Annotated in this window: 11 protein-coding genes, 1 tRNA gene and 1 pseudogene; 11 read left to right on the plus strand and 2 right to left on the minus strand. The window is 68.0% G+C overall.

All coding sequences use genetic code 11. From position 1 onward, the window contains the following. Window positions 1-60: 60 nt before the first annotated feature. Together GQF42_RS25925 and GQF42_RS25930 are read left to right on the plus strand one after the other, a co-directional pair. Window positions 61-672, plus strand: a complete 612-nt coding sequence (locus GQF42_RS25925) for a TetR/AcrR family transcriptional regulator (protein ID WP_158923729.1) — start codon at window positions 61-63, stop codon at window positions 670-672. A gap of 44 nt (window positions 673-716) precedes the next feature. Further along, window positions 717-1,383 (plus strand): annotated as a pseudogene (locus tag GQF42_RS25930) (hypothetical protein). Between the two features lie 16 nt (window positions 1,384-1,399). On the opposite strand, the gene GQF42_RS25935 reads toward GQF42_RS25930, so the two are convergent. Next, complete coding sequence (locus GQF42_RS25935) at window positions 1,400-2,440, minus strand: adenosine deaminase (protein WP_158923731.1); 1,041 nt, start codon at window positions 2,438-2,440, stop codon at window positions 1,400-1,402. A gap of 127 nt (window positions 2,441-2,567) precedes the next feature. Then, the gene (locus GQF42_RS25940; protein WP_158923733.1) at window positions 2,568-3,794 is read right to left on the minus strand and encodes a pyridoxal phosphate-dependent aminotransferase; all 1,227 of its coding nucleotides are present in this window, start codon (window positions 3,792-3,794) and stop codon (window positions 2,568-2,570) included. 262 nt (window positions 3,795-4,056) lie between these two features. Between GQF42_RS25940 and GQF42_RS25945 the strand changes: the two genes are divergently transcribed. The 9 genes from GQF42_RS25945 to rpoB all read left to right on the plus strand — a co-directional run bounded on the left by GQF42_RS25945 (window position 4,057) and on the right by rpoB (window position 13,452). Further along, window positions 4,057-4,129: transfer RNA gene (locus GQF42_RS25945), tRNA-Trp, on the plus strand. A gap of 107 nt (window positions 4,130-4,236) precedes the next feature. Continuing rightward, on the plus strand, window positions 4,237-4,524 hold the full coding sequence (secE, locus tag GQF42_RS25950) for a preprotein translocase subunit SecE (RefSeq protein ID WP_053661906.1): 288 nt from the start codon (window positions 4,237-4,239) through the stop codon (window positions 4,522-4,524). An 80-nt stretch (window positions 4,525-4,604) separates the two neighbouring features. Next, window positions 4,605-5,465: a transcription termination/antitermination protein NusG gene (gene nusG / locus GQF42_RS25955; protein WP_158923735.1), complete on the plus strand. Its 861-nt coding sequence runs from the start codon at window positions 4,605-4,607 to the stop codon at window positions 5,463-5,465. A 170-nt stretch (window positions 5,466-5,635) separates the two neighbouring features. Then, entirely contained in the window at window positions 5,636-6,070 is a 435-nt protein-coding gene (rplK, locus tag GQF42_RS25960) for a 50S ribosomal protein L11 (protein ID WP_018543896.1), read from the plus strand. 100 nt (window positions 6,071-6,170) lie between these two features. Further along, the gene (gene rplA / locus GQF42_RS25965; protein ID WP_158923737.1) at window positions 6,171-6,896 is read left to right on the plus strand and encodes a 50S ribosomal protein L1; all 726 of its coding nucleotides are present in this window, start codon (window positions 6,171-6,173) and stop codon (window positions 6,894-6,896) included. A 167-nt stretch (window positions 6,897-7,063) separates the two neighbouring features. Then, window positions 7,064-8,008 carry a hypothetical protein gene (locus GQF42_RS25970; RefSeq protein ID WP_158923739.1) on the plus strand — a complete coding sequence of 315 codons (945 nt, stop codon included), beginning with the start codon at window positions 7,064-7,066 and terminating at the stop codon, window positions 8,006-8,008. A gap of 314 nt (window positions 8,009-8,322) precedes the next feature. Further along, entirely contained in the window at window positions 8,323-8,853 is a 531-nt protein-coding gene (rplJ, locus tag GQF42_RS25975; protein WP_145829782.1) for a 50S ribosomal protein L10, read from the plus strand. Window positions 8,854-8,964: 111 nt separating this feature from the next. Continuing rightward, window positions 8,965-9,351 (plus strand): 50S ribosomal protein L7/L12, encoded by a 387-nt coding sequence (rplL, locus tag GQF42_RS25980; RefSeq protein ID WP_375993991.1) that lies wholly within the window; start codon window positions 8,965-8,967, stop codon window positions 9,349-9,351. A gap of 612 nt (window positions 9,352-9,963) precedes the next feature. Further along, entirely contained in the window at window positions 9,964-13,452 is a 3,489-nt protein-coding gene (gene rpoB, locus GQF42_RS25985; protein WP_158923742.1) for a DNA-directed RNA polymerase subunit beta, read from the plus strand. Window positions 13,453-13,539: the final 87 nt, after the last annotated feature.

Genomic DNA, 13,539 nt, shown 5'->3' on the forward strand with positions numbered 1-13,539 from the left:
CCCCTGCTCCCTCTAGAGTGGGTAAGCACTCACTCACTCGTCAAGCCGATTGGACGCCCCATGGAGCCGAAGCCGGCGCGTGTCCGCATTCTCGACGCCGCCCACGAGCTGATGCTCACTGTCGGACTCGCCCGCGCCACCACCAAGGAGATCGCCCGCGCGGCCGGCTGCTCGGAAGCGGCCCTCTACAAGTACTTCGACAGCAAGGAGGAGCTGTTCGTCCGGGTGCTCACCGAGCGCCTGCCCCGCCTCGCCCCGCTGCTCGGCACACTCGCCGCGGAACCGGGGCAGGGCACCTTGGAGGGCAACCTCACCGAGATCGCCCGCCAGGCCGCCCTCTTCTACGAGCAGAGCTTCCCGATCGCCGCCTCCCTGTACGCCGAGACGCAGCTCAAGAAGCGGCACTACGAGGCCCTGCACAAGCTCGGTGCGGGCCCGCACCGGCCCCTTGAGAACCTGGACACCTACCTGCGCGCCGAACAGGCGGTCGGCCGTGTGCGTGCCGACGCCGACACCATGGCGGCCGCCTCCCTGCTGCTGGGCGCCTGTGCGCAGCGCGCGTTCGCCTACGACGCGATCGACGCCGGGGAACGGCCGCCGGCGGACGAGTTCGCCGCGCGGCTCGCCAAGACGCTGCTGGGCGGAATCTCCGTTGCGCAGCCCCGCGCGTGACCTTCACGCCGGGCGCGTCACGAACCCCCGGGGATCATGACCGTATGCGGCTGAGACTGCGCGAGTTCCGGCCTCGCACCGGGCCGTACGACCACCGGGTCGTCCAGCCGTGGCAGCCCCTGCGCCACACCTCGCTCAACGCGCCCGAACCCTGTCGGACTGCTGCTCGGTGACCACGACGGACTGAGCCGGCCGGCGGGCCTGTTCTCCTTCGCCGCCCGTTCCCGGCACACGATCGTCCACGTCCCGCTGCGCGACGGTGTCCCGCCCGACGAGGGCTTCGGTGAGCTGGTCGACCTCGTCCTGGTCCACCACGCGTTCGGACTGCGTACCTCGGCCTGGCCCGGGCTGCGCCGCAAGCGCGCGCGGGGCCCCGGCTGCTCGTCCGCACCGACGAGGCGCGCACCGCGCGGGACGCCGCCGCCTGGCGCGAGCGCAGGCACCGCGCCGACTTCAAGGACGTGCTGCGGCAGGCCATGCGCGCGCGTACCTGCTTTTCTCTTAGGCAGCCGCGACGTGTTCGCCGAGACGGCCACCCGGTTCGCCCACGCGGCCGGCCAGGGGCCGTGCCACAAGCACGTCGCCAAGGGGCACTCGACACTGCTGGGGCAGGTGCCGGCGCTGGTGCAGCCGTCCGACGGTGGGCACCCCCTCGACGTGCTGGTCTGCTTCAAGGCCTATCCGCCCTACGCCCACTTCAGACGCCCGTAAGAGCCCTTCGGGCGGTTCAGGCGGCCGGGCGGGCCAGCCACTCGTCCACGCCCGCCAGCAGCCGCTCCCTGACGTCCGCCGGGGCGGCCGAGCCCCGCAACGACTGGCGGGCCAGCTCCGCCAGCTCGGCGTCCGAGAAGCCGTGCACGTGCCGGGCGATCTCGTACTGCGCGGCCAGCCGGGAGCCGAACAGCAGCGGGTCGTCGGCGCCCAGCGCCATCGGGACGCCCGCCTCGAAGAACGTGCGCAGCGGCACGTCCTCGGGCTTCTCGTACACGCCGAGCGCCACATTGGACGCCGGGCACACCTCGCAGGTCACCTGCCGGTCGGCCAGCCGCCTCAGCAGCCGCGGGTCCTCCGCCGCGCGCACCCCGTGCCCGATCCGCGAGGCGTGCAGGTCGTCCAGGCAGTCGCGCACCGACGCGGGGCCGGTCAGCTCGCCGCCGTGCGGGGCCGACAGCAGGCCGCCCTCACGCGCGATGTGGAAGGCCCGGTCGAAGTCCCGCGCCATGCCTCGCCGCTCGTCGTTGGACAGCCCGAAGCCGACCACGCCCCGGTCCGCGTACCGCACCGCCAGCCGGGCCAGCGTGCGCGCGTCCAGCGGGTGCTTCATGCGGTTGGCGGCGACCAGGACGCGCATGCCGAGGCCCGTCTCGCGGGACGTGGTCTCCACCGCGTCCAGGATGATCTCCAGCGCCGGGATCAGACCGCCCAGCCGGGGCGCGTACGACGTCGGGTCCACCTGGATCTCCAGCCAGCCCGAGCCGTCCTTCACGTCCTCCTCGGCTGCTTCCCGGACCAGGCGCCGGACGTCCTCCGGTTTGCGCAGGCAGGAGCGTGCCGCGTCGTACAACCGCTGGAAACGGAACCAGCCCCGCTCGTCCGTGGCCCGCAGTTTCGGCGGCTCGCCGCTCGTCAGCGCCTCCGTCAGGGCGTCGGGCAGACGCACGCCGTACTTGTCGGCCAGTTCCAGCACGGTGCCCGGTCGCATCGAGCCGGTGAAGTGCAGGTGCAGATGGGCTTTCGGCAGCTCAGAGAGATCACGTACACGCTCCATCCCAGGATCCTGCCGCACGGACGTGTCGTCCCGGTAGCCGTTTCCCCGTTCGTGGTCTTGCTCGCACACAGAAGCGGGCCGCCTCCCCCGAGGGAAACGGCCCGCACGCGCGCGTGGCGGCCGGGAACTAGTCCCGTGCCTCCGCCAGGAGCTTCTGCATCCGGCTCACGCCCTCGACGAGGTCCTCGTCACCGAGGGCGTACGACAGCCGGAGGTAGCCCGGCGTGCCGAAGGCCTCGCCCGGGACGACCGCGACCTCGGCCTCCTCCAGGATCAGCGCGGCCAGCTCGACCGTGTCCTGCGGGCGCTTGCCGCGGATCTCCTTGCCGAGCAAGGCCTTGACCGAGGGGTAGGCGTAGAAGGCGCCCTCGGGCTCCGGGCAGAGCACGCCGTCGATCTCGTTGAGCATCCGCACGATCGTCCTGCGACGGCGGTCGAAGGCCTCGCGCATCTTCGCCACGGCCTCCAGGCCGCCCGAGACGGCGGCGAGGGCGGCCACCTGGGCCACGTTGGAGACGTTGGAGGTGGCGTGCGACTGCAGGTTCGTCGCGGCCTTGACGACGTCCTTGGGGCCGATGACCCAGCCCACGCGCCAGCCGGTCATGGCGTACGTCTTCGCGACGCCGTTGACCACGACGCACTTGTCGCGCAGCTCGGGCAACAGCGCCGGCAGCGACACGGCGGACGCGTCGCCGTACACCAGGTGCTCGTAGATCTCGTCGGTGAGCACCCACAGGCCGTGCTCCAGGGCCCAGCGGCCGATCGCCTCGGTCTCGGCCTCGGAGTACACCGCGCCGGTCGGGTTGGACGGGGAGACGAAGAGGACGACCTTCGTCTTCTCCGTGCGGGCCGCCTCCAGCTGCTCCACGGTGACGCGGTAGCCGGTGGTCTCGTCGGCGACGACCTCCACCGGGACACCGCCGGCGAGACGGATCGACTCCGGGTACGTCGTCCAGTACGGCGCCGGGACGATGACCTCGTCGCCCGGGTCGAGGATCGCCGCGAACGCCTCGTAGATGGCCTGCTTCCCGCCGTTGGTGACGAGGATCTGCGAGACGTCGGGCTCCCAGCCGGAGTCGCGCAGCGTCTTCGCGGCGATCGCGGCCTTCAGCTCGGGCAGGCCGCCGGCCGGGGTGTAGCGGTGGTACTTGGGGTTCTTGCAGGCCTCGACGGCTGCCTCGACGATGTAGTCCGGGGTCGGGAAGTCGGGTTCACCCGCGCCGAAGCCGATCACCGGACGCCCGGCGGCCTTCAGGGCCTTGGCCTTGGCGTCCACGGCGAGGGTGGCGGACTCGGAGATCGCGCCGACTCGGGCGGAGACCCGGCGCTCGGTGGGAGGGGTTGCAGCGCTCATGGGCCCATCGTTCCAGACCGGAAATGTCCCCGGCACACGGGTTTCACGGACTGAACAGTCAGGGGTGCAGGCGTGAACAAGGGTCCGAATCCGTGGCCCCGGCCAGGACGATCTTTGGCCGTAAGGCTCCGTACGGGCGCTTTCTGTTCGACGCCGGGCCCCGGACCACGTACACTCTCACCTCGTTGGCCTTCAGCAGCCGCCGCCATCACAGGTGTACACCGAGCACTCGGTTGGATGCGGTACGTTGGGGGACACACAAAGGGTCGTAGCTCAATTGGTAGAGCACCGGTCTCCAAAACCGGCGGTTGGGGGTTCAAGTCCCTCCGGCCCTGCTACACACACCGCCAGGATGTGTGCGCATGTACGTTCAGCAATGCACCGCCGTGCGGCTCAGTAACCGGGCGCGGCACGGCCACGACCCGGGATCAGGTGAGGACGCATGACGGACGCCGTGGGCTCCATCGATACGCCTGACGCCCAGGACGAGGTGTCCGAGTCCAAGAAGAAGGCCCGCAAGGGCGGCAAGCGTGCCAAGAAGGGCCCGCTGAAGCGCCTCGCCACCTTCTACCGCCAGATCGTCGCGGAACTCCGCAAGGTCGTCTGGCCGACTCGCAACCAGCTGACGTCGTACACCACTGTGGTGATCTTCTTTGTCGCCATCATGATCGCCCTGGTGACCGTGATTGACTATGGGCTCAACCACGCGGCCAAGTACGTCTTCGGCTGAGCCAAGAGCGAAGGGCGCCGTGGTACCGGCGCCCGTTTTCGCATGTTCCACCTCTATGTATCCAGGAAGAAGCAGCCACCGTGTCTGACCAGAACCTGAACGACGCCGTCGAGCCGGATGAGTCCGTGGACGACGAGCTCGACATCGTCGAGGGCGCGGACGAGGACCTGGACGAGTTCGAGGCTGCCGAGGCCGAAGCCGGCGAGGCGGCCGAAGAGGCCGCGCTGCACGTCGAGGACGAGGACGGCGAGCACCCCGAGGACGCCGAAGAGGCCGTCGAGGAAGCTGTCGCGGAGACCGTCGAGGAGGAGCCGGCCGAGCCGGTCGACCCCATCGAGGCCCTGCGCGAGGAGCTGCGCACCCTGCCCGGCGAGTGGTACGTCATCCACACCTACGCCGGTTACGAGAACCGCGTGAAGACCAACCTGGAGCAGCGCGCCGTCTCGCTGAACGTCGAGGACTACATCTTCCAGGCCGAGGTGCCGCAGGAAGAGGTCGTCCAGATCAAGAACGGCGACCGCAAGACGATCAAGCAGAACAAGCTGCCGGGTTATGTCCTGGTCCGCATGGACCTGACCAACGAGTCCTGGGGCGTCGTCCGCAACACCCCGGGTGTCACCGGCTTCGTCGGCAACGCCTACGACCCCTACCCGCTGACCCTGGACGAGATCGTCAAGATGCTCGCCCCGGAGGCCGAGGAGAAGGCCGCCCGCGAGGCCGCCGAGGCCGAGGGCAAGCCCGCCCCGCAGCGCAAGGTCGAGGTCCAGGTGCTGGACTTCGAGGTCGGCGACTCGGTCACCGTCACCGACGGCCCGTTCGCCACGCTGCAGGCGACGATCAACGAGATCAACGCCGACTCCAAGAAGGTCAAGGGCCTGGTGGAGATCTTCGGCCGCGAGACGCCGGTCGAGCTGTCCTTCGACCAGATCCAGAAGAACTAGTCCCTTTTTGGACTTCGTGCTTCCGCGCAGGTCAGGCAGGCCATCACGGTCCGCCTGACCTGCACGGTTTTTGGCCGCGCATCCATACCCGTTATCGTTGTGCGGTATGCCTGCGTCAGGATCGCGATCCTTGCGCGGGCATGGACCCGAATGAAAGGACCCGGAGAGCTATGCCTCCCAAGAAGAAGAAGGTCACGGGGCTTATCAAGCTCCAGATCAACGCCGGTGCGGCGAACCCGGCCCCGCCGGTCGGCCCCGCGCTGGGTCAGCACGGCGTCAACATCATGGAGTTCTGCAAGGCCTACAACGCCGCGACCGAGTCGCAGCGTGGCTGGGTGATCCCGGTGGAGATCACGGTCTACGAGGACCGCTCCTTCACCTTCGTCACCAAGACGCCGCCGGCCGCGAAGATGATCCTCAAGGCCGCTGGTGTCGAGAAGGGCTCGGGCGAGCCGCACAAGACCAAGGTCGCCAAGATCACCGAGGCGCAGGTCCGCGAGATCGCCACGACCAAGATGCCCGACCTGAACGCGAACGACCTGGACGCCGCGTCGAAGATCATCGCCGGCACCGCCCGTTCCATGGGCATCACGGTCGAGGGCTGATCTCACCCCCCAGCAGTCATGCGGCCGTCGTCGGTCGCACGTGGCAGGGCCTGCTCGGCCCAGAGACCACGACTCCTTTCAGAACACACAGGAGCAAGTTGTGAGCAAGCGCAGCAAGGCTCTCCGCGCTGCGGACGCCAAGATCGACCGGGAGAAGCTGTACGCCCCGCTCGAGGCCGTCCGTCTCGCCAAGGAGACCTCCACGTCCAAGTTCGACGGCACCGTCGAGGTCGCCTTCCGTCTGGGTGTCGACCCGCGTAAGGCCGACCAGATGGTCCGTGGCACCGTGAACCTTCCGCACGGCACCGGTAAGACCGCCCGGGTCCTGGTCTTCGCGACCGGTGACCGTGCCGAGGCCGCGCGTGCCGCGGGCGCCGACATCGTCGGCGCCGACGAGCTGATCGACGAGGTGGCGAAGGGCCGTCTGGACTTCGACGCCGTCGTCGCCACCCCGGACCTCATGGGCAAGGTCGGCCGCCTCGGCCGCGTCCTCGGCCCGCGTGGTCTGATGCCGAACCCCAAGACCGGCACCGTGACCCCGGACACCGCCAAGGCCGTGACCGAGATCAAGGGCGGCAAGATCGAGTTCCGCGTCGACAAGCACTCGAACCTGCACTTCATCATCGGCAAGGCGTCCTTCGACGACGCCAAGCTGGTGGAGAACTACGGCGCCGCGCTGGAGGAGATCCTCCGTCTGAAGCCGTCCGCCGCCAAGGGTCGCTACATCAAGAAGGCCGCGATCAGCACCACGATCGGCCCCGGCATCCCGGTCGACCCGAACCGCACCCGCAACCTCCTCACCGAGGAGGACCCGGCCGCCGTCTGAGCCTCCCGCTCACCCCGGTAGCCGCGTCAGGTACGCGTAAGTAGAGGGCGGGCCCTGCAACCTTCCAGGTGCGGGGTCCGTCCTTTCTTTGTACGACCTTTCGCTCGACTGTCAGTGCCCTGGGCTACGGTGCGGGGCACAACGACTCGCACTAGGGGTGGGACCAGATGAAGAGCACGACCGTCCGCCGTACGGCCCTTTCCATAGCGGCGGTCGCCGCGCTGACCTCCGTTGCGGCCTGCGGCTCCTCCTCCGGCTCGGGCGGATCGGGCAAGGGGGACAAGGCGGCCGGCGGCAGCACGATCCACATCAGCCCCATCGCCGCCGTGCTGCGCAACGTCGAGCAGTCCACCGACAAGGCGGAATCGGCGAAGGTGCGCTCCACCATGAGCATCGGGGACCTGATGTCGGTGGCCGCGAACGGCACCATGCGCTGGGGCAACGGCCTCCAGGGCAGCCTCAACATGAGCTACACCGGCGGCCGGCTGGCCGAGGCCATGCGCAAGGCCGGCGCGGCGACCTCGATCCAGGCCCGCTACCTGCCGGACGCCTACTACGCGAACATGGGCGACGCGGGTGCCCGGCAGATGGGCGGCAAGCACTGGCTCAAGTACTCGTACGACGACCTCGCCAAGTTCGGTGGCGCCTCCGGCGCGTACACGAAGGACCAGCTGCGCAACGCCACGCCGAAGCAGTCCGTGCAGATGCTGCTGGCCTCCGGCGATGTGAAGAAGGTGGGCGAGGAGACGGTCTCCGGCGCCCGCGCCACGCACTACTCGGGCACGGTGAACGTCGCCGACTTCGCGGGCCGGAGCAGCAGCCTCACCGCGGACCAGCTCTCGGCGCTCAAGCAGCAGCTCAGCCAGACGGGCATCACCACCGAGACCATCGACATCTGGGTCAACGACCAGAACCTGCCGGTGAAGAAGACCGAGAAGGCGAACACGGCAAAGGGTCTGCTGACCAACACCGCCTACTACAGCGACTTCGGCGTGCCGGTCTCCGCCGAGGCGCCTCCGGCGGCCGACACCAAGGACTTCAAGGACCTGATGAAGTCCCTCGGCACACCCGGCTCGGGAAACGTGGCGAGCGGCTCCGCCACCGCCTCCTGAGGCCTGTCGCCGCCTCCTGAGCCCTGGGTCGGGCCGCCGGATTTGCTCCCGTGCGGCCCGTTCCCGTACTCTCTTCCAGAAGCCAAAGACCGCTGGTCGTTGCCGTGCGCTCCCACGAGGGCGCGGTGGCCGAAGGATCCGCTGAGAAGTGGACGACCCGCGCAGGTGTCAGTGGAAGAACTCCTGGAGTACGCGCCCCGCGTGTGTACGACCGGTCGAGTCCGCCCCGAGCGCCTGCGCCGGGGCGTTTCGTTTTGCCCAGTCCTCCTTCGGGTCCGCGCGGTCAGAATCACCCGGAAGGAGGCCGAGGCTCTATGGCGAGGCCCGACAAGGCTGCCGCGGTTGCCGAGCTGACGGACAAGTTCCGCAGCTCGAACGCCGCCGTGCTGACCGAGTACCGCGGTCTCACCGTGGCGCAGCTCAAGACGCTGCGCCGGTCGCTCGGTGAGAACGCCCAGTACGCCGTGGTGAAGAACACGCTGACCAAGATTGCGGCCAACGAGGCCGGGATCACGCTGGACGACCAGCTCTTCGCTGGTCCGACGGCCGTCGCCTTCGTCACCGGTGACCCGGTGGAGTCGGCGAAGGGTCTCCGTGACTTCGCCAAGGAAAACCCGAATCTCGTCATCAAGGGCGGTGTCCTTGACGGCAAGGCGCTGTCCGCCGACGAGATCAAGAAGCTTGCGGACCTCGAGTCCCGCGAGGTTCTGCTCTCCAAGCTTGCCGGTGCCTTCAAGGCGAAGCAGTCCCAGGCTGCCTCCGTCTTCCAGGCGCTGCCGTCGAAGCTCGTCCGCACCGTGGACGCGCTGCGCGCCAAGCAGGACGAGCAGGGCGGTGCCGAGTAATTCGGCTCGCATCATGACTGCCGCCGTCAGGCAGCGGTCGTAGCGGGCCGAACGTACGCCCGCCAGACATGTACATCCGGCACCTGCCGATTTAGTGGAAGGAAAGCCATCATGGCTCTCACCCAGGACGAACTGCTCGCCGAGTTCGAGGGCATGACCCTCATCCAGCTCTCCGAGTTCGTGAAGGCCTTCGAGGAGAAGTTCGACGTCACCGCCGCCGCTGCCGCGCCGGTCGTCGTCGCCGGTGGCGCCGCTGGTGGCGCCGCTGCCGAGGCCGAGGAGGAGAAGGACGAGTTCGACGTCATCCTCACCGGTGCCGGCGAGAAGAAGATCCAGGTCATCAAGGTCGTGCGTGAGCTGACCTCCCTGGGTCTGAAGGAGGCCAAGGACCTCGTCGACGGCACCCCGAAGCCGGTCCTCGAGAAGGTCAACAAGGAGACCGCCGAGAAGGCCGCCGAGTCCCTCAAGGGCGCCGGCGCCTCCGTCGAGGTCAAGTAAGACCTTCCGGGTCCGAACGGACTCGAACGCGCGCCGACACAGCCTCGTGGCGCCGTAGAAGGCGCCTCGTAGGGCTGTAACGCGAACGTACCGAAGAGCGATCATCCATCCGGGTGGTCGCTCTTCGGCGTATCCGGCGGGCCCGACCACGGTTGCCTTGCACTCGCGACGGTGAGGGGTATGGTGATCTTCGTCGTGTCTCCGGACCGTCCGCGGACCGCCCGCTTCGGACTGGGGGGCCTTGACGAACCGCACGCAGCGCGCAATTCTCAGGACGCGTCGTCACAAGGATCCGAATCCGAGGCATGGATCGACGACGAAGAGGGCAGTATCAACGTGCGTCGAGGGCAGGCATGCCGAGGGCGTTGACGAAGGCGTTGAGAACAACGAGAGTCGCAAGGGTCTCAGCAACCCGGGACTGGACATCAGTGTGGCGAGTGGCTACACTGACCCTTTGCGCTGCCTGTTAGCTGTCCCCTGCCCGTCACCAGGGGTCTGCCCTCACTCGAGCATCGACGACAAAAGCTCCCTTGACCTGGGGTTTCTGTCTCTGTGTAGGGATGAGGGGCCGGCACGCGCGTAGTGAGTCCGAGCCCTCGGAAGGACCCCCTCTTGGCCGCCTCGCGCAATGCCTCGACCGCGAATACGAACAACGGCGCCAGCACCGCCCCGCTGCGCATCTCCTTTGCAAAGATCAAGGAGCCTCTCGAGGTTCCGAACCTGCTCGCGCTGCAGACCGAGAGCTTCGACTGGCTGCTCGGCAACACCGCTTGGCAGAGTCGGGTCGAGGAGGCTCTGGAGAACGGTCAGGACGTCCCCACCAAGTCCGGTCTGGAGGAGATCTTCGAGGAGATCTCCCCGATCGAGGACTTCTCCGGGTCGATGTCCCTGACGTTCCGGGACCACCGCTTCGAGCCGCCGAAGAACTCCATCGACGAGTGCAAGGAGCGCGACTTCACGTACGCCGCCCCGCTCTTCGTCACCGCCGAGTTCACCAACAACGAGACCGGTGAGATCAAGTCCCAGACGGTCTTCATGGGCGACTTCCCGCTCATGACGAACAAGGGCACCTTCGTCATCAACGGCACCGAGCGTGTCGTGGTGTCTCAGCTGGTCCGTTCCCCCGGTGTCTACTTCGACTCCTCCATCGACAAGACGTCCGACAAGGACATCTTCTCCGCCAAGATCATCCCGTCCCGGGGTGCCTGGCTGGAGATGGAGATCGACAAGCGCGACATGGTCGGTGTCCGTATCGACCGCAAGCGCAAGCAGTCGGTCACCGTGCTGCTCAAGGCGCTCGGCTGGACCACCGAGCAGATCCTCGAGGAGTTCGGCGAGTACGAGTCCATGCGCGCCACCCTGGAGAAGGACCACACCCAGGGCCAGGACGACGCGCTGCTCGACATCTACCGCAAGCTGCGTCCGGGCGAGCCCCCCACGCGCGAGGCCGCGCAGACGCTGCTCGAGAACCTCTACTTCAACCCCAAGCGCTACGACCTCGCCAAGGTCGGCCGCTACAAGGTGAACAAGAAGCTCGGCGCGGACGAGCCGCTGGACGCGGGCGTGCTCACCACCGACGACGTCATCGCCACCATCAAGTACCTGGTGAAGCTGCACGCCGGCGAGACCGAGACGGTCGCCGAGTCCGGTCGCACGATCATGGTCGAGACCGACGACATCGACCACTTCGGCAACCGCCGCATCCGCAGCGTCGGCGAGCTGATCCAGAACCAGGTCCGTACGGGTCTCGCCCGTATGGAGCGCGTCGTGCGCGAGCGCATGACCACCCAGGACGTCGAGGCGATCACGCCGCAGACCCTGATCAACATCCGCCCGGTCGTGGCGTCGATCAAGGAGTTCTTCGGTACGTCGCAGCTGTCCCAGTTCATGGACCAGAACAACCCGCTGTCGGGGCTGACGCACAAGCGTCGTCTGAACGCCCTCGGCCCGGGTGGTCTCTCCCGTGAGCGGGCCGGCTTCGAGGTCCGTGACGTGCACCCGTCGCACTACGGCCGTATGTGCCCGATCGAGACGCCCGAAGGCCCGAACATCGGTCTGATCGGCTCGCTCGCCTCCTACGGCCGGGTCAACGCGTTCGGTTTCGTCGAGACGCCGTACCGCAAGGTCGACGAGCACGGTGTGGTCACCGACGAGGTGGACTACCTGACCGCCGACGAGGAGGACCGCTTCGTCATCGCGCAGGCCAACGCGCCGCTGAACGACGAGATGCGGTTCGCCGAGGCCCGTGTCCTGGTCCGCCGCCGTGGTGGCGAGGTCGACTACGTCGCCCCCGAGGACGTGGACTACATGGACGTCTCGCCGCGCCAGATGGTGTCGGTCGCGACCGCCATGATCCCCTTCCTCGAGCACGACGACGCCAACCGTGCCCTCATGGGCGCGAACATGATGCGTCAGGCCGTGCCGCTGATCAAGTCCGAGGCACCGCTCGTCGGCACCGGCATGGAGTACCGCTCCGCGGTCGACGCCGGCGACGTGGTCAAGGCCGAGAAGGACGGTGTGGTCCAGGAGGTCTCCGCGGACTACATCACCACCGCCAACGACGACGGCACGTACATCACGTACCGTCTGGCCAAGTTCTCCCGGTCCAACCAGGGCACCTCGGTCAACCAGAAGGTCATCGTCAACGAGGGCGACCGCGTCATCGAGGGCCAGGTCCTCGCCGACGGTCCGGCCACCCAGAACGGCGAGATGGCCCTCGGCAAGAACCTGCTCGTGGCGTTCATGCCGTGGGAGGGTCACAACTACGAGGACGCGATCATCCTGTCGCAGCGCCTCGTGCAGGACGACGTCCTCTCCTCGATCCACATCGAGGAGCACGAGGTCGACGCCCGTGACACCAAGCTCGGCCCCGAGGAGATCACCCGGGACATCCCGAACGTCTCCGAGGAGGTCCTCGCCGACCTCGACGAGCGCGGCATCATCCGCATCGGTGCCGAGGTCATCGCCGGTGACATCCTCGTCGGCAAGGTGACCCCCAAGGGTGAGACCGAGCTGACCCCCGAGGAGCGCCTGCTGCGCGCGATCTTCGGTGAGAAGGCCCGTGAGGTCCGTGACACCTCGCTGAAGGTGCCGCACGGCGAGACCGGCAAGGTCATCGGCGTGCGCGTCTTCGACCGCGAGGAGGGCGACGAACTGCCGCCGGGCGTGAACCAGCTGGTCCGCGTCTACGTCGCGCAGAAGCGCAAGATCACCGACGGTGACAAGCTCGCCGGCCGCCACGGCAACAAGGGTGTCATCTCCAAGATCCTGCCGATCGAGGACATGCCGTTCCTGGAGGACGGCACCCCGGTCGACATCATCCTCAACCCGCTCGGTGTCCCGTCCCGAATGAACCCGGGACAGGTCCTGGAGATCCACCTCGGCTGGCTCGCCAGCCGCGGCTGGGACGTCTCCGGCCTCGCGGACGAGTGGGCCCAGCGCCTGCAGGCCATCGGCGCCGACCAGGTCGCCCCGCGTACCAACGTCGCGACCCCGGTCTTCGACGGTGCCCGCGAGGACGAGCTGGCGGGTCTGCTGCAGCACACCATCCCGAACCGCGACGGCGAGCGCATGGTGCTCCCGTCCGGCAAGGCGCGGCTGTTCGACGGCCGCTCCGGTGAGCCGTTCCCGGACCCGATCTCGGTCGGCTACATGTACATCCTCAAGCTGCACCACCTGGTCGACGACAAGCTGCACGCCCGTTCGACCGGACCGTACTCGATGATCACCCAGCAGCCGCTGGGTGGTAAGGCGCAGTTCGGTGGCCAGCGCTTCGGTGAGATGGAGGTGTGGGCCCTCGAGGCCTACGGCGCCGCGTACGCCCTCCAGGAGCTGCTGACCATCAAGTCCGACGACGTCACCGGCCGCGTGAAGGTCTACGAGGCCATCGTCAAGGGCGAGAACATCCCCGAGCCCGGCATCCCCGAGTCCTTCAAGGTCCTCATCAAGGAGATGCAGTCGCTCTGCCTGAACGTGGAGGTGCTGTCCAGCGACGGTATGTCCATCGAGATGCGCGACACCGACGAGGACGTCTTCCGCGCTGCGGAGGAGCTCGGTATCGACCTGTCCCGGCGCGAGCCGAGCAGCGTCGAAGAGGTCTGACGGGAGTCCGGTAGGGGTCTCACCACCGTGTGAGACCCCCGCCGACCCCCAGGCCCCCGTTTCAGACCACAGACTTACGACCCTGAG

Origin of the sequence: Streptomyces broussonetiae (assembly GCF_009796285.1) — a bacterium.
GTDB lineage: Bacteria > Actinomycetota > Actinomycetes > Streptomycetales > Streptomycetaceae > Streptomyces > Streptomyces broussonetiae.